This window comes from Mongoliimonas terrestris, assembly GCF_001927285.1.
Lineage (GTDB): Bacteria > Pseudomonadota > Alphaproteobacteria > Rhizobiales > Pleomorphomonadaceae > Chthonobacter > Chthonobacter terrestris.
In genome coordinates this window covers 261,367-277,058 of sequence record NZ_MSIG01000001.1, presented here as the reverse complement: position 1 = coordinate 277,058, position 15,692 = coordinate 261,367, and the positions used below count along the sequence as shown (strand labels likewise).

Genomic DNA, 15,692 nt, shown 5'->3' with positions numbered 1-15,692 from the left:
GGGGGTCTCCCTTCGGAGCGGTCCGTGATGGAAGGGGCCGGCGCGCGCGTCGGGTCCGCCGCGCGCCGGAGGAGGGTCGGCGGAAGGCGCCTCAGGCGCGCTTCAGGTCGGTGGCGAGGATCTGGTCCATGCAGCGTTCGGCAAGGCCCGCGATGGTGAGCGCCGGGTTCACGCAGGTGCTGGAGCCCGGCACCAGGGCGCCGTCCACCACGTAGAGGCCCGGGTGGCCGTTCACCCGGCCGGCGGTGTCGCAGACGCTGCCCATGCCGGCGCCGCCCAGCTGGTGGCCGGTGATCTGGCTCGACGGCTGGCCGGCGACGCCGCCGGTCGCCGTCGCCATGCGCTCCGCCAGGTGGCGCGCGGCGTCCTTGGAAAGATCGTCGCTCGCAAAATCCAGCACCAGCTGGTCGGTCGCCGGGTCGAGGGTCATGCGGCCGCGGTGCGGCGTCATGGTGAAGATGAAGGTGCCCATCACGTCGAGCTTGGGGAAGTCCTGCTCGAAGCGCGGCAGCGGCGCCCGCATCATCACGCACGGATAGACCGGGTTCTCGTAGTTCATCACCACGATGGCGCCGGGGCCGCCGAGGTGCGGATTGGTGGTCTCCGGCAGGTTGGTGCGCACCGTGAAGGTGTCGCCGTCGTTGCCGAGCCCCTCGCCGACCGCGTCGCTGAGGCGCGGCAGGTCGCCCCGGGCCTTCGCCCTTAAGAGGAATTCCGTGGTGCCGAGCGTGCCGGCGGCCAGGAACAGCGACCGGCAGGTGAGCGAGACCGTCTCCTGGACAGAACCGGTCTCGTCGATCCGGTCGACGCCCACCCGGTAGCCGCCGTCGATCGCCTCGATGCGGCGGACGAGGTGCAGCGGCCGGATCTCGACGGCGCCGGTCTCCTCGGCGCGCTTCAGGTAGTTCTGGTCGAGCGTCTGCTTGGCGCCGGAGTTCTGGCCGAACCAGAACTGGGCGCCGATGGTGGAGCCCACCCGCTTGCCGGCGATCTCCTCGCGCACCTTCTCCCAGTCGATGCCCATCATGAAGCGGGTGCGGCCGTCCTTCATGCCGTTGGTGGTGGAGGCGGCGAGCGGGAAGCCGGCCTTTTCGGCCTGGCGGTCGAACACCTTGAGGCCGAGATAGTAGGGCGTGTCCAGGATGTCGTCCGGGATGGGCGAGGCGCCGATGGTCTCGATCACCCGCGGGAAATAGGTGTTCTCCATCTCGTCGAAGGGGATGGCCGGGAAGACGTCGCCCCAGAGTTCGCGCGGCGGCGCGATCAGGATGCCGCCGTAGGCGTGGCTGCCGCCGCCGACGCCGGAGCCGACCAGGAACTTGTACTCGCCGTGCTCGACGATCTCCAGGACGCCCACGTAGGGCTCGATCGGCCGGCCCTCGTAGGCGGGAGTCCGCGACACGCTGTTCATCCACTCGGCCCGCTTGTCGAGGCCCTGGAAGGTGGAGAAGGTGGCGTCCGTCGTCGGGTCGGTGATGTCCCAGCGGCGGCCGCGCTCCAGCACGAGGGTGCGGATTCCCGCCTCCCCGAGGCGGAGCGCCGCGACGGCGCCGCCGAACCCGCTGCCGATGACGATGGCTTCAGCATCCATGGTGAATGGCCTCAACGAAGTCAGAAGAGAAGGGCGCGGCCGGCGGCCGGACGGGTGGCGAGGACGACCGCCGAGGAAAGGTCCACGAAGGCGTCGAGATCGGCGGCCGACGCGGCGCTGCCCGGCGCCGCAAGGGCGGCCTGGAGCGCGGCGAGGTCGGCGAAGCGGAAGACGGACACGCAGTCGAACCCGGCGGCGTCCGCATCGTCCGCGTGGCACTGCACGTAGCCGAGGAGGCCGGGCATGCGGGCGTCCATCGGTCCGTGCACCGTCAGGCTGTGGCGGCGGAAGGCCTCCAGGGTCATCCCGGGCTTGCGGCGCACGAAGGCGAAGAGGCCGACCGCGTCCGCCGGCAGGGGCGCCGCCAGCGGCACGAAGGTGTGGAAGGCGGCCTTGAGGCGCCGCATGCCGGCGGGGGTCTCGCCCGTGGCGTCCCGGCGCGTGACGATCCCGGCGAACACCGGCGACGGCGGGTCGAGGAAGGACGGCAGGTGGTGGTCGAGGGCGGCGTCGGCGCCGACGGCGGCGAGCGCGGCCGCGTCGGTCCGGTCGAACGCGTCGACGACGCAGGCGCCGGCGACTTCGGCCGGGAGGGCGGCGAGCGCGGCGCTCATGCGGCCGGGCTCGACGGGTCGAGGATCAGGCGGCGGCTCGCGAACAGCCAGGCGCCGTCCTGGCGCACCACCCGGTCCACATAGACGCCGGTGCGGATGATCGGCGCCGGGTTGGTCCCGATGTCGAGGGCGATGATGTAGCAGCCCGCGTCCGCCGTGTCGGCGTCGATCGGCTCAATCAGGAGGTCGTTGATCCAGTGGCGCGTCCGCTCCACGTCCGGGAACTGCGCGAACAAAGCTTCCAGCGCCGGCCTGCCGGCCACCTCCACCACGGTCTCGCCGCTGGCGCGCACGATGGCGAAGCGGCCGTCCGGCGTGAAGGTCCCGGCCCAGCTGCGGGCCGGCGCGCCGGGCACCAGGGTGGTGAGGCCGTCGAGCGCATAGAAGTGCCGGGCGAAGAGGTCCCGGATCGCCAACTGGTCGGCGACCGGCATGGCGGCGCCGGTTCGTCCGCTGAGGCCGGCGCCGGTCTCTCCGCGTGGGCTGGCACCCATGGCCGGTGTCCCATCCATCATCGCATCCTCCCCCAAGGTGTGTGGCAGACCGTCGGCCGACCGGTGCGGTCCCGACCGGTGCGGCGCGCGAGCGGGCCGTGTCTCGTTCGGCCGGTCGCCGTGTTGTCGGACGTCGCATCCAAGAAAAGAACGGAGCTGGCCGACAGCAACGCGGCTCCAGGCATTCTGCCGGACCGGCGCTTCTTGGCAGCAAGACTAGGGGATCATGTCCAACAAGCCGTTAAAACCAGAGCCGTTTTATTTTCGTCGAGAGCCGCCGGAGAGGAAAACATGCTTTCCATACTGTTGACGCCGATGAATCCGAAACGATTTAACCGCGCTTTTCTCTGTGATCATCACGCTCCCTGGGCGACACGGGTCGGCTACGCGGCTGAAAACTCAGACCAAACCGAAACGTCTGCAGTGTACATATGTGCACTGCATTTATACCGGGGCGTTCGTGGTTAATCCAAGTTGAACGCCGCCGTGATTACGAAACAATTGATCTCATTGGGATTCAAATCGATGGTTACCAGCACTTAATAGACCAAAAACGGTGAAGGAACGTCGGTTTGTCTTGTTGGGTATCGGGGAATCACTGACTTGCCGAGAATTTAATCTGGTCTTCGTAGGACTAAATTAAATGCTCCGGCCAGACCATCCGGCCGTCTCTTGCAACGAGGGGGAGTGAACATGAGCAAGACGGGCAAGATCCTGGCCGTGATGTCGGAGTGGGGCTACTGGGGCATCGAGCTCGTCGGGCCGCTCCTCAAACTGGAGGCCGCCGGCTACCAGCTGGAATTCGCCACGCCGAACGGCAAGCGCTCGCCGGTCCTGCCGCCGAGCACCGACACCCGCTACATGGACCCGCCGCTCGGCACCTGCGTGACCACCGAGGACGACGCGGCCGAGGTGCTGGCCTTCGAGGCCACCAACCGCCTCGACGCGACCCAGAGCCTCGCCAAGCTCTTCCCGGAGCGTCCCTACTACAGCGCCGACAACTTCCTGCGCCGCCTGGAGGCCTATTACGAGGACCGCCGGATCGCCCAGGCCACCATGCTGGAGCGCTACGACGCCATCCTGCTCGTCGGCGGCAGCGGCCCGATCGTCGACATGGTCAACAACCAGCGCGTCCACGACCTGGTGCTCGGCTTCCACGCCGCCCAGCGGCCGATCGGCGCTATCTGCTACGGCGTCGCCGCCCTCGTCTTCGCCCGCGACTTCAACGAGCGCAAGGCGATCATCGCCGGCAAGAACGTCACCGGCCACTGCATCGAATACGACTATCACGACGGCACCGGCTTCGTCGGCACCGACTTCAACATGGGCCCGCCGCCCTACGTCCTGGAATACCTGCTCGCCGACGCCGTCGGCCCGACCGGCGCCTACCACGGGAACTTCGGCAAGCGCACCTCGGTGATCGTCGACTATCCGTTCATCACCGCGCGCTCGCTGCAGTGCTCGCACGAGTTCGGCGACCGCTTCGTCGACGTGATGAAGAACGGCCTCGTCCGTTCCGGCTGGTAAGCCCACCGCCACCTGACCATCGCCGCCGGGACACCGGCAGCTCCGACAGCCTTGCTGTCGGCGGATCTCCGGCAGCCTGGCTGCCGGCACATTCACCCGGCTGCGGCCGACGGGGAGGGGAATTCGTGCGCACTGGACATCGAGCCGTCGTGGAGCAACTGGTCGCCGACGGCGTCACCCACATGTTCGGCAACCCGGGCACGGTGGAGCAGGGCCTGCTCGACGCGCTCGGCGACTTTCCCGGCGTCGACTATGTGCTGACGCTGCAGGAGACCGTCGCCATCATGGCGGCGGACGCCCACGCCCGGGCCACAAGGGGTCTTGCGGTCGCCCAGATCCACTCCTCGCCGGGCCTCGGCAACAGCATCGGCGCCCTCTACCAGGCCAAGCGCGGCCACAGCCCGATCCTGGTGCTCGGCGGCGACGCCGGCATCCGCTACCAGGCGATGGACGCCCAGATGGCGGCGGACCTCGTCGCCATGGCCAAGCCCGTCACCAAGTGGGCCACCATGGTGCAGCACCCCTCGTCGCTGCTCCGGGTGCTCCGGCGCGCCGTCAAGGTGGCGCTGACCCCGCCGATGGGCCCCGTCTACGTCTGCCTGCCCCAGGACATCCTGGACGCCGAGGCGCTGGAGCCCGTCGTCGCCAGCCTCACCCCGTCGACCCGCAGCGCCGGCGACCCGGCCCTCGTCGCCGCCGCCGCCGATGCGCTCGCCAAGGCGGCCCGGCCGACCCTCTACGTCGGCGACGGCGTCGCCTGGTCGGGCGCGCAAGGGGAGGTGGCCCGCATCGCCGAACTCCTCGGCGCCGACGTGTGGGGCGTCGACTGCGGCGAGGTCAACCTCGACACCACCCACCCGCTCTGGCGCGGCCAGACCGGCCACATGTTCGGCGAGCAGAGCCTGCCGATCCTGAAGCGCGGCGACGTCAATCTCATCGTCGGCACCTACATGGTGCCGGAGGTCTTCCCCGAACTCGGCACCATCTTCGCCCCCGACGCGGTCGGCATCCACATCGACCTCGACCCGGACGCCATCGCCAAGAACCACCCGGTCGAGATCGCCATGGTGGCCGACCCCAAGGTGACCCTCTCGGCCCTCGCCGACGCCCTGGAGGCCCGGCTCGCGCCGGCCGCCCGCTCGGCCGCCAGCGCCCGCATGGAGGCGGCCGCGCTCGCCAAGCGGCGCGATCTCGCCGCCGCCGTCGCGGCCGACGACGCCAAGGCCGACCGCACGCCGATGCCGTTCAGCCGCTTCATGCGGGCCTTCGCGGAAGCCTTGCCGCCCGGCACCCCGGTGTTCGACGAGGCGCTCACCAACTCGCCGACGCTCACCCGCTACCTGCCGCCGACCGACCCGTCGGCCTTCTTCCAGACCCGTGGCGGCTCGCTCGGCTCCGCGCTTGCCGGCGGCGTCGGCCTTGCGGCGGCCCGTCCCGGCCGGCCCGTGGTGGCGGTCTCCGGCGACGGCGGCGCCATGTACACCATCCAGGCGCTCTGGACCGCCGCCCGCCACCGGCTGAACGTCAAGTACGTGATCTGCAACAACCGCTCCTACCGGCTCCTGCAGCTCAACATCCAGCAGTTCTGGACCGAGGCGGCGATCGACGGCCGGCCCTTCCCGCTGAGCTTCGACCTCTCAAAGCCGGCGCTCCACTTCGCCGACCTCGCCAAGGCCATGAGCGTGCCGGCGATCAGGGTGGAGACCCCCGCCGACATCGCCCCGGCCATCGCGGCGGCGCTCGCCGAGCCCGGCCCCTTCCTCCTCGACGTCGCCATCGAGGGCGACGTCCATCCCGAACTCATCGGCGTGCGCTGCGGCCAGTAGGCCGCAAGCGCGCCTCGACCCCGACCGCCGAACCGACACGCCAAACCGACACACCGAACGCTTGGGAGGCCGCCGTGCCGAAGTCCGTCCTGGTGCTCATCGAGAGCGACTATTACGAACACGAGATCTGGTACTACCAGTATCGCTTCCGCGAGAGCGGCGTGCCGCTGCGCTTCGTGTCGCGCCTGTGGGGCCAGTCGGTCCTCACCTTCAAGGGCCACGAACACCAGGCCCCGCTGGAGTGCCGCGACAGCTTCGAGACCGTCACGGACGGCGCGTTCGACGACGTGGGCGCCGTGATCGTGCCGTCGGGCTACGTGTCGGACCGGCTGCGCTACACCGCCGATCTCCGCGAAATCCCGCCGGCCACCGCCTTCCTCGCCCGCGCCTTCGCCCGGCCGGACGTGGTCAAGGGCATCATCTGCCACGGCCTCTGGCTCGCCGCCCCGCGCACCGATCTCGTCCGCGGCCGCCGCCTCACCTGCCATCCGAACCTCCACGGCGACGCGATCGCCTACGGGGCCGAGTTCGTCGACGCCGACGTGGTGGAGGACGGCGACCTGATCACCGCCCGCACCGGCGCGGAGGCGCACCTGCTCGCCCGCGCCGTGCTCAATCGCCTCGGCGCCGTCTGACGGCCCCCGCCGCCACCCGCCAAAGGACCGCCCCATGACCGTGATGACCCTTCCCGCCCTCCTCGACGCGACCGAGCTCGACGCCCTGCCGCGTCCGGCCTACGCGGTGGAGCCGGGCCGCCAGTATCCGCTCGGCGCGACCGTGGACGACCATGGCGTCAACTTCGCCATCTTCGCCCCGGACGCGACGGCCGTGGAGCTTCTCCTCTTCGCCAGCCACGACGACCGCTCGCCGATCGCCACCGTGCGGCTCGACCCGGAGGTCAACCGCACCTTCCACTTCTGGCACGTGTATCTGCGCGGCCTCGGCGACCGGGCGCACTACGCCTACCGGGTGCACGGGGAGGACGACCCGGCGACCGGCCGCCGCTTCGACCCGGAGAAGGTGCTGATCGATCCTTACTCCAGGGCCAATTCCAAGACGCTCTGGAACCGCGGCGACGCCTGCCGGCCGGGCGACAACCTCGGCTCGTCCATCCGCAGCGTGGTGGTCGACCCGCGCGACTTCGACTGGGCCGGCGACCGGCCGCTGCGCAAGCCCATGCGCGACACGGTCATCTACGAGATGCACGTGGGCGGCTTCACCCGCTCGCCCACCTCCGGGGTGAAGAACCCCGGCACCTTCAGCGCGGTGGTCGAGAAGATCCCCTACCTGAAGGAACTCGGCGTCACCGCCGTCGAACTCCTGCCCGTGTTCGAGTTCGACGACACCGAATCCCGCATCGTCGACGGCCGTCGCCTCACCAACTACTGGGGCTATTCGACGATGGCCTACTTCGCCCCGCACCCGGGCTATTGCGTCAAGCCGGAGATCGGCGACCACGTCAACGAGTTCCGGGAGATGGTGAAGGCGCTCCACGCGGCCGACATCGAGGTCATCCTCGACGTGGTGTTCAACCACACCGACGAGGGCAACCACCAGGGCCCGATGTATTCCTTCAAGGGCTTCGCCAACAGTGCCTACTACTACCTGGTGCCGGAGGACAAGCGCTTCTACTACGACTACACGGGCTGCGGAAACACCTTCAACACCAACCATCCGATTGGCGAGAAGTTCATCCTCGACTGCCTGCGCTACTGGGTGGAGGAGATGCACGTCGACGGCTTCCGGTTCGACGAGGCCTCGGTCCTGTCGCGCGGCGAGGACGGCGCCCCGCTGCCGCACCCGCCGGTGCTCTGGCAGATCGAGCTCGACGAGGTGCTGGTCGACACCAAGGTGATCGCCGAGGCCTGGGACGCCGCCGGCCTCTACCAGGTCGGCCATTTCCCCGGCGCCCGCTGGGCCGAGTGGAACGGCCGCTTCCGCGACGACGTGCGCCGCTTCGTGCGCGGCGACGCGGGCGCCGAGGGCGGCCGCTCGCTGGTCGGGTCGGTGGCGGCCCGCATGACCGGCAGCGCCGATCTCTACGCCTGGAATAACCGGCTGCCGGTCAACAGCGTCAACTTCGTCGCCTGCCACGACGGCTTCACCCTCAACGACCTCGTCTCCTACGACGGCAAGCACAACGAGGCGAACGGCGAGGGCAACCGCGACGGCGTCGACGACAACATGAGCTGGAACTGCGGCGTGGAAGGCCCCGCCGGTCCGGACGTGGAGGCGCTCCGCGACCGGCAGGTGAAGAACTTCGCCGCCATCCTGATGCTCTCCCAGGGCGTGCCCATGATCCTCATGGGCGACGAGGTCCGGCGCAGCCAGGGCGGCAACAACAACGGCTGGTGCCAGGACACGGACATCTCCTGGTTCGACTGGTCCAAGGTCTCGGCCAACGACCACATCTTCCGCTTCTTCAAGGAGATGATCGCCTTCCGCAAGCGCCATCCGGCGATCCACCGCTCGCGCTACCTGCAAGGGTCGGCCGGTCCGGTGAACGCCCGCGGCCTTGCCGACATCACCTGGCACGGCACCCGCGTCGGCGCGCCCGACTGGAGCGCGGACAGCCGCGTGCTGGCCTTCACCCTCGCCGGCCCCGACGACGGGTCCGACCTCCACGTCATCCTCAACATGTACTGGGAGCCGCTCGACTTCGAGCTCCCGTCCGTCGCCGGCCACGGCTGGTGCCGGGCGGTCGACACCGCCCTTGCGGCGCCCCAGGACATCGCCGCCCCCGGCGCCGAGGTCTCGCACCCGGCCGCCACCTACCGGGTGGAGGGCCGCTCGGTGGTGGTCCTCGTCAACCGCCCGATCTGAAACGACCGCCGCGGCGGCCGGCCCTGGCCGCGCCGCCCGGCCCCCTCCGCCCAACACCCAGCCTTCGAGGAAAAAGGGAACAACCTGCCATGACCTCGCGTATCGAATTCACCTTCTCTGACCTCGTCGCCGGCTACGTGACCGGCTACGACGCCGACCGCGAAAGCTTCGGCCTCGTCACCTCCGACGGCCGCGACTTCGAGATCCATCTCTCGGCGAACGTCTACGCGGAGCTCGTCCGCAATCTTGGCGAGCCCTACCACGACGCCACGGCGAACCTGCGCTCCATGCTGGTGCCGGGCCGCTTCCTCTATGCCTACGGCGTCTTCTATCCGGATGCGCCGAACGACGGCTATGCGTTCGACGCCAAGCACATCGTGATGCTCGGCCGGACCGAGAACGAATACGCCTTCGAGCGGTCCGACTGGTGGGTGCGCCAGGTGGCCCAGCTCGGCGACTTCTACCTGAAGGCCGAATTCCCCGAGGGCGTCTACGACTACACCGAGTACCGCACCACCATCTCGGCCCTCGGCACCAAGTTCGGAACCGCCCGCCAGGAGACCGACACCATCTCGCGTCTCGTCTACGGTTTCGCCAGCGCCTTCATGATGACCGGCGAGGACCGCTTCCTGGAAGCCGCCGACGCCGGCACCCGGTACCTGCGCGACCACTTCCGCGCCGAGGACAAGACCGAGAACGTCACCTACTGGTACCACGCGGTCGACATCAAGCCGGACGGCTCGGAGCAGAAGATCTTCGCCTCCGAGTTCGGCGACGACTTCAACGCCATCCCCTGCTACGAGCAGATCTACGCCCTCGCCGGCCCGATGCAGACCTACCGCATCACCGGCGATCCGCAGATCCTGGCGGACGCGGAAGGCACCATCCGGCTGTTCAACAAGTTCTTCAAGGACCACGGCCCGAACGGCGGCTACTTCAGCCACCTGGACCCGATCACCTTCGATCCGGAGAGCCCGACGCTCGGCCACAACCAGGGCCGCAAGAACTGGAACTCGGTCGGCGACCACGCCCCGGCCTACCTGATCAACCTCTACCTCGCCACCGGCGCCGAAGAGTACAAGGAGTTCCTGGAGTACACCTTCGACACCATCGCCGAGCGCTTCCCGGACTACGAGCACAGCCCGTTCGTCCAGGAGAAGTTCTTCGCCGACTGGTCGAAGGACCAGAGCTGGGGCTGGCAGCAGAACCGCGCGGTCGTCGGCCACAACCTGAAGATCGCCTGGAATCTGATCCGCATGCACAACCTCAAGCCCAAGGACGGCTACGAGGACCTGTCGCGCAAGATCGCCGGCCTGATGCCGGCGGCCGGCAGCGACCCGCAGCGCGGCGGCTGGTACGACGTGGTGGAGCGCACCCTGGAGCCCGGCCAGCGCCATCACCGCTTCGCCTGGCACGACCGCAAGGCCTGGTGGCAGCAGGAGCAGGCGATCCTCGCCTATCTGATCCTCAACGGCACCTTCGGCGACGAGGTCTACCTGAAGTACGCCCGTGAGAGCGCGGCCTTCTACAATGCCTGGTTCCTCGACAACGACGCCGGCGGCATCTACTTCAACGTGCTCGCCAACGGCATGCCGTTCGCCCTCGGCACCGAGCGGCTGAAGGGCAGCCACTCGATGGCCGGCTACCACTCCTTCGAGCTCGCGTATCTGGCCACCGTCTACACCAACCTGCTCGTCACCAAGCAGCCGATGAACCTCTGGTTCAAGCCGCGGCAGGGCGGGTTCAAGGACGGCATCCTGCGCGTGTCGCCGGATCTGCTGCCGCCGGGCTCGGTGCGCATCGACAGCGTGTCGATCGACGGCGTGCCCTACCATGACTTCGACGCCAGCGGCCTCTTCGTCCGCCTGCCGGCGAACCATGGGGAGATCAAGGTGCACGTCCGCCTGGTGCCGACGGCGGTGGCCGGCACGGCCGCCTTCGCCGGCGTCAGCGACAGCCTGGCGACGGTGCTCCTGGAGGGCGAGGTCAAGCCCGCCACCATGGCGCGTTTCAAGGAGGCCATCGCCGAGGCCCTGGAGACGGAGCCGGCCGGCATCCGCTTCGACATCGGCGGGCTCACCGCCCTGTCGAGCGAGGCGGTCCGCACGCTGATCATGCTGAAGCAGCAGCGCGGCGCCACCTTCGCCCTCGTCTTCGAGGGCGCCAACCCGGCCATCCGCGAACTCCTCGCCGAGAGCGAGATCCTGGACGAGGCCGCCCTCGTCTGAAGGCCCGAAGTCGAGGCCGCCCTCGTCTGAAGGTCCAAAGTCGAGGCCGCCCTCGTCTGAAGGCCCGAAGTCGAGGCCGCCCGCGCCCTTCCCGGGGTGCGGGCGGCCGTCCCTCCACCGCTTCTCCCGCAGACCTCGCCGACCGTCCCTGATCCGGGGCGGCCGCCCCATGCCCCGCCGGTTCCGGAGCTTGCCCGCCGTGTTCGCATTCTTCCACGACCTTCCGGCCGTCGTTCTCGGGTTCCTCATCGTCCTTGCCAGCATCGGCTACTCGGTCGCCGGCATCGCGGTGATCGGCCGGGTCGAGCCGCCGGAGACGCGCCACACCTACAACGACATCGTGGGCTTCGTGATCGCCGTGGTGGGCGTGGTCTACGCGGTGCTCCTCGCCTGGGCGGCGATCGCCGCCTGGGAGACCCACGACCGGGCCGAGATGGCCGTCGAACGCGAGGCGAGCCTCGTCGCCGACGTGGCGGATCTCGCCGAGGGTCTCGGCGCGACCGGCGTCGCCATCCGGGCAGAGGCCGCCGCCTACGTGGAGACGGTGCTTTCCACCGAATGGGACGCCATGACCAGCGGCGAGCGCCCGGAGGCCGCCTGGGCCGCCGCCGAGGCCATGCGCGCCCTCATCCTGACGCACCAGCCGGCCAACGGCGCCGAGACGCTCGTGCAGGACCACCTCCTCGACCAGGTCACCGCTCTCATCGACGCCCGGCGCGACCGGCTCTATCTCGCCGACTACGGCATCCATCCGGTGATCTGGAGCGTCATCGTCCTCGGCACCCTGCTCATTGTGGCGCTCAGCTTCTTCTTCGGCCTGGAGCGCCGCCGCCACCAGGTGCTGACCAGCATTCTCGCCGTGTCCGTCGCCCTGGTGGTCTTCATGATCGTGGAGCTCGACCGGCCTTTCATGGGCGACATGGCGGTCGACCCGGAGATGTTCCGCTTGATCGCCGAGCGGCTTGCCGCGGGGGCGCCCGCATGAGCGCGCTCTCCCCGCTCGAGCGCGCCGACGGCCGGCCCGCCGCCGCCCCGCCGGCCGCGTCCGGCGTTCCGGCGATCCCGGCCGCATCCGGCGTTCCGGCGATCCCGGCCGCGCCCGACCGCGCCGCGCCCGTCCCCGCGTTCGCCGTCGTCCCGGCCCGGCGCCTCCTGGTGCACGGCCTCTCCGAGGCCGCCGCCACCTTTCTCCTCACCGCCAGCCTGCAGGCGTTCGGCGCCCTGGTGATCGCGCCCGGCCTCGACGGCTTCGCCGCCACCGTGGCGGCCGCCTGCGCGGTGTTCGTGGCGATCGCCCTGGTCGTGCTGTCGCCGCTCGGGCGCATTTCCGGCGCCCACATGAACCCGGCGGTGACGCTCGCCTTCCTCCTCCACCGCACGCTGACGGCCCGCGACGCCGCCGCCTACGTGACCGGCCAGGCGGTCGGCGCCGTGGCGGCGACGGCCTTCGTCGCCACCCTGATGCCGGAGGCCTTCGCGGCGAGCGGCCGCATGCTGGTGGCGCCGGCGGGCGGCCTCTCCGATCCGGCCGTGTTCGGCCTGGAGTTCGCCGCCACCGGCCTTCTCGTCCTCGCCCTGTTCGCCATGACGAGCCACCCGGCCTTCGCCCGGTGGACCTTCGCCATGAAGGCCGGCTACTTCCTCATGGCCACCCTCATCCTGCGCGACGCCACCGGCGCCGGGCTCAACCCGCTCCGGGCCTTCGCCCCGGCGGTGATCGCCGGCGAGTTCGACCGCGTGACGCTCTACGCCGGGGCCTCCCTCCTCGGCGCCGCCACCGCCGCGCTCGCCTGCGGCCTCGTGCCCCGGCTGCCCCGGCCGCTCCACCACCACCTCGGCCCGCCGCGCCACCACGCCTTCGTGGCGATGGCGCGCCGGATCCTCAACCGCGCCACCGGCCGTCCGGCCGGCGGGGCCGCCTGACCCGAACCCTTGCGGAGCATAATCCCATGATCCATCAGCACATCCTGGCGAGCCCCCGTCCGGGCATGACCGAGGCGGCGTTCCAGGACTACTGGCTCAACATCCATGCGGTGCAGTACGCCAGCAAGATCGCCGAGATCCGCCGCTACAAGGTGGATCTACGCGTCGACTGGTCGGGCGCGCCGGGCGCGGCCCTCTGGAGCGGCATGGCGGAGATCTGGATCGCCAACGAGGCCGAGCAGCTCGCCTCCCTGCAGTCCAAGCCCTTCCTGGAGGGCGCCCGCCTCGACGAGCCGCGCTGGGCCGCCTTCTGGAACACCCAGGTGCTCGACACCGACCAGGCGGTCATCCACGACACCATGGGCGAGGTGGCGCCGGCCGGCGGCGTGAAGCTGATGGCCCTCGTCAAGCGCACCAACGGGCTTTCGATCGACGACTTCCGCATGCGCCTGCGCGACGCCGCCGTGCCGCAGGCGGCCGCCATCCCGGGGCTCCTGCGCCACGACGTCTGCACCACCCGCGACGGCTGGTACGTGGTCGGCGAACCGCGCTTCGACGCGGCGGTCCACTTCTGGTTCGAAAGCCGCGAGGCGCTTGAAGCCGCCACCACCGCCATGGCCGGCCGCGGCGGCATCCTGCCGTCCGACCCGACCCTGGTGGAGCCGCGCTACGTCTTCCCGATCGCGCTTCAGGAACACTGGGTGATCGGCCCCGCCGCGCGCCCCTACGTGCCCGCCGCCGCCTGACGGCGGTCTGTGCGGCCCGACGGGCCGCACGCCCGACGACGATCTTGCGGCGCCCCGCTTCGACGGGGCGCCGCAAGCCGCGACTTCGGCGGCGGATGGTGCGGCGTCCTCCCCGGCTTGCCCGCCCCTGTGCTATGACGGCCGGCGCCCGCCTCGTCAGAGGCCCCCCGCCCGGAGCGAGCCCATGCGCCCCCTCGCCGTCGTCGGCAACGTCAACGTGGACCTGATCGTCGGTCCGGTCGCCCCGTGGCCGCGCACCGGCACGGAAATCCTGGTGCCGGACGACGACCTCCGGGTCGGCGGCGCCGCCGGCAACACCTCGCTCGCCTGGCGGGCGCTCGGCGTCGACCACCAGATCGCCGCCACCGTCGGCGACGACGCCTTCGGGGCCTGGCTGAAGGCCGGCTTCGGACCGCTCGCCGCGCGCTGGCGGATGGAGCCCGGCCCCACCACCCTGTCGGTCGGCATCACCCATCCGGACGGCGAGCGCACCTTCCTCACCACCCGCGGCCACCTGCCGGCCATGGACTGGCCGGGCGTCGCCGCCATGCTGGACGGCGAACGGCTTGCCGGCGGCATCCTCCTCCTCTGCGGCAGCTTCCTCACCGACCGGCTCGCCGCCGACTACCCCGCCCTCTTCGACTGGGCCGAGGCGCGCGGCATCGCCGTCGCGCTGGATACCGGCTGGCCGCTCGCCGACTGGACCGACATGGTGCGGGCAGAGGTCCGCGGCTGGCTCGCCCGCTCCACCTTCTGCCTCCTCAACGAGGTGGAGACCGCGGCTCTTGCCGGCATCGACGACGTGGCCGAAGCAGCCGGCGCCCTCCGGGCCCTGATGCCCCCCGGCGCCATCGTCGTCACCAAGCGCGGGCCGAACGGCGCCATCGGCGTCGGTCCGGACCGCGTCACCGTCCAGGTGCCCGCGCCCCCCGTGGCGGTCGTCGACACCATCGGGGCCGGCGACGTCTTCAACGCGGGCTTCCTCGCCGCCCTCGCCGAGGGCCGCGACCTAGAGGCGGCGCTCGCCCACGGTGTCGCCACGGCGTCCGCCGCGGTGTCGAGCCGGCCCCGCCGCGCCGGCAAGGACGACCGGCCTCAAGCACCCTCGACCTCGTCGGCATGACCCGGCGCTCGGGCGGCCGCGAGACGCTCCGGACCATCAGTCTCTCGCGTGCCGAGGGCGAGGTTCGGGTGCGCTCCGCTGTGTTGGGCGACGGCATCGGAAAAATTCCCGGTCGATCGGGAAGTATTCCCCCTCCGCCACCGGGCAGCAGGTCCTAGGATCGGGACAGGGAGAGACAACCTTCAAGGGCGATCCCGCGCAAGGTCCAAGGCCGGAAGAGCCTTCGCGTGCGACGCCCCCCGATCCAGGAGCCTCACTTGCGCCTTCCGCTTGCCCTTTCCGTCATGCTTGCCGCCGCCTCCGGCGCCGCCGCCGGCCCGGTCATGGATTCCGTCGCCCACGTTCCGGTGTCGCTGCCGCAGGCCATGGACGTGGTGATGTCCACCATCGGCTCGAAGATCACCCACCTGGAGTTCGAGAGCCGGAACGGCGTGCCGACCTACGAATTCGTCGTCGAGACCAAGGCCGGCAATTACTACGTCGGCGTCTCCGGCCTTACCGGCCTCGTCTCGGAAGTGGACGTCATCGTGGACGACGACGATCCGCGCTGGACGGCGCTCGCCAAGGTGGCCGAGGCCGACGCCACCAAGACCGCCACCGCCAGCTATGCGGGCGAGGTGGAGGAGGTGAAGCGCCTGCTTCTGGCCGACGGCACCGCCGCCTACGAGGTCGACGTGGAGATCGCCGGCGCCGGCGGCGAGTACAACGTCTACGTGGACGCCGCCACGGGGCTCCTCAAGCTCGTGAACGTGGAGTACTGGGAACTCGGCGAAACCATTCCGGGTGACGACGACTGA

13 protein-coding genes are annotated in these 15,692 nt (G+C 70.3%); 10 read left to right on the top strand and 3 right to left on the bottom strand.

The features are described 5' to 3' along the window. Positions 1 to 91: 91 nt before the first annotated feature. From BUQ68_RS24410 to BUQ68_RS01105, 3 genes are read right to left on the bottom strand one after another with little or no spacing between them, the layout of a single operon-like run. The gene (locus BUQ68_RS24410) at positions 92 to 1,591 is read right to left on the bottom strand and encodes a GMC oxidoreductase (protein ID WP_075214091.1); all 1,500 of its coding nucleotides are present in this window, start codon (positions 1,589 to 1,591) and stop codon (positions 92 to 94) included. 20 nt (positions 1,592 to 1,611) lie between these two features. Next, a complete protein-coding gene (locus BUQ68_RS01110) occupies positions 1,612 to 2,205 on the bottom strand; it encodes an EthD family reductase (protein ID WP_075214090.1) in 594 nt (197 codons plus the stop codon). Further along, on the bottom strand, positions 2,202 to 2,699 hold the full coding sequence (locus BUQ68_RS01105) for a nuclear transport factor 2 family protein (protein ID WP_175577704.1): 498 nt from the start codon (positions 2,697 to 2,699) through the stop codon (positions 2,202 to 2,204). The genes BUQ68_RS01110 and BUQ68_RS01105 overlap by 4 nt, the downstream gene beginning before the upstream one ends. Before the next feature lie 693 nt (positions 2,700 to 3,392). Here BUQ68_RS01105 and BUQ68_RS01100 point away from each other — a divergent pair. From BUQ68_RS01100 to BUQ68_RS01055, 10 genes are all read left to right on the top strand, one after another. Beyond that, complete coding sequence (locus BUQ68_RS01100; protein WP_075214088.1) at positions 3,393 to 4,226, top strand: type 1 glutamine amidotransferase domain-containing protein; 834 nt, start codon at positions 3,393 to 3,395, stop codon at positions 4,224 to 4,226. Positions 4,227 to 4,351: 125 nt separating this feature from the next. Next, positions 4,352 to 6,052 carry a thiamine pyrophosphate-binding protein gene (locus BUQ68_RS01095; RefSeq protein WP_075214087.1) on the top strand — a complete coding sequence of 567 codons (1,701 nt, stop codon included), beginning with the start codon at positions 4,352 to 4,354 and terminating at the stop codon, positions 6,050 to 6,052. A 74-nt stretch (positions 6,053 to 6,126) separates the two neighbouring features. Next, the gene (locus BUQ68_RS01090; protein WP_075214086.1) at positions 6,127 to 6,687 is read left to right on the top strand and encodes a DJ-1/PfpI family protein; all 561 of its coding nucleotides are present in this window, start codon (positions 6,127 to 6,129) and stop codon (positions 6,685 to 6,687) included. A gap of 34 nt (positions 6,688 to 6,721) precedes the next feature. After that, positions 6,722 to 8,875, top strand: a complete 2,154-nt coding sequence (gene glgX, locus BUQ68_RS01085; protein WP_083656066.1) for a glycogen debranching protein GlgX — start codon at positions 6,722 to 6,724, stop codon at positions 8,873 to 8,875. Between the two features lie 89 nt (positions 8,876 to 8,964). Further along, positions 8,965 to 11,103, top strand: a complete 2,139-nt coding sequence (locus BUQ68_RS01080; RefSeq protein WP_075214085.1) for an AGE family epimerase/isomerase — start codon at positions 8,965 to 8,967, stop codon at positions 11,101 to 11,103. Between the two features lie 199 nt (positions 11,104 to 11,302). Next, on the top strand, positions 11,303 to 12,088 hold the full coding sequence (locus BUQ68_RS01075; RefSeq protein ID WP_075214084.1) for a bestrophin-like domain: 786 nt from the start codon (positions 11,303 to 11,305) through the stop codon (positions 12,086 to 12,088). Continuing rightward, complete coding sequence (locus tag BUQ68_RS01070; RefSeq protein ID WP_075214083.1) at positions 12,085 to 13,026, top strand: aquaporin; 942 nt, start codon at positions 12,085 to 12,087, stop codon at positions 13,024 to 13,026. The genes BUQ68_RS01075 and BUQ68_RS01070 overlap by 4 nt, the downstream gene beginning before the upstream one ends. A gap of 26 nt (positions 13,027 to 13,052) precedes the next feature. Next, positions 13,053 to 13,772 (top strand): EthD domain-containing protein, encoded by a 720-nt coding sequence (locus BUQ68_RS01065; protein WP_075214082.1) that lies wholly within the window; start codon positions 13,053 to 13,055, stop codon positions 13,770 to 13,772. A 184-nt stretch (positions 13,773 to 13,956) separates the two neighbouring features. Continuing rightward, positions 13,957 to 14,895, top strand: coding sequence for a carbohydrate kinase family protein (locus BUQ68_RS01060; protein WP_075214081.1), 939 nt, complete (start codon positions 13,957 to 13,959; stop codon positions 14,893 to 14,895). 257 nt (positions 14,896 to 15,152) lie between these two features. Beyond that, positions 15,153 to 15,692, top strand: coding sequence for a PepSY domain-containing protein (locus BUQ68_RS01055; protein ID WP_075214080.1), 540 nt, complete (start codon positions 15,153 to 15,155; stop codon positions 15,690 to 15,692).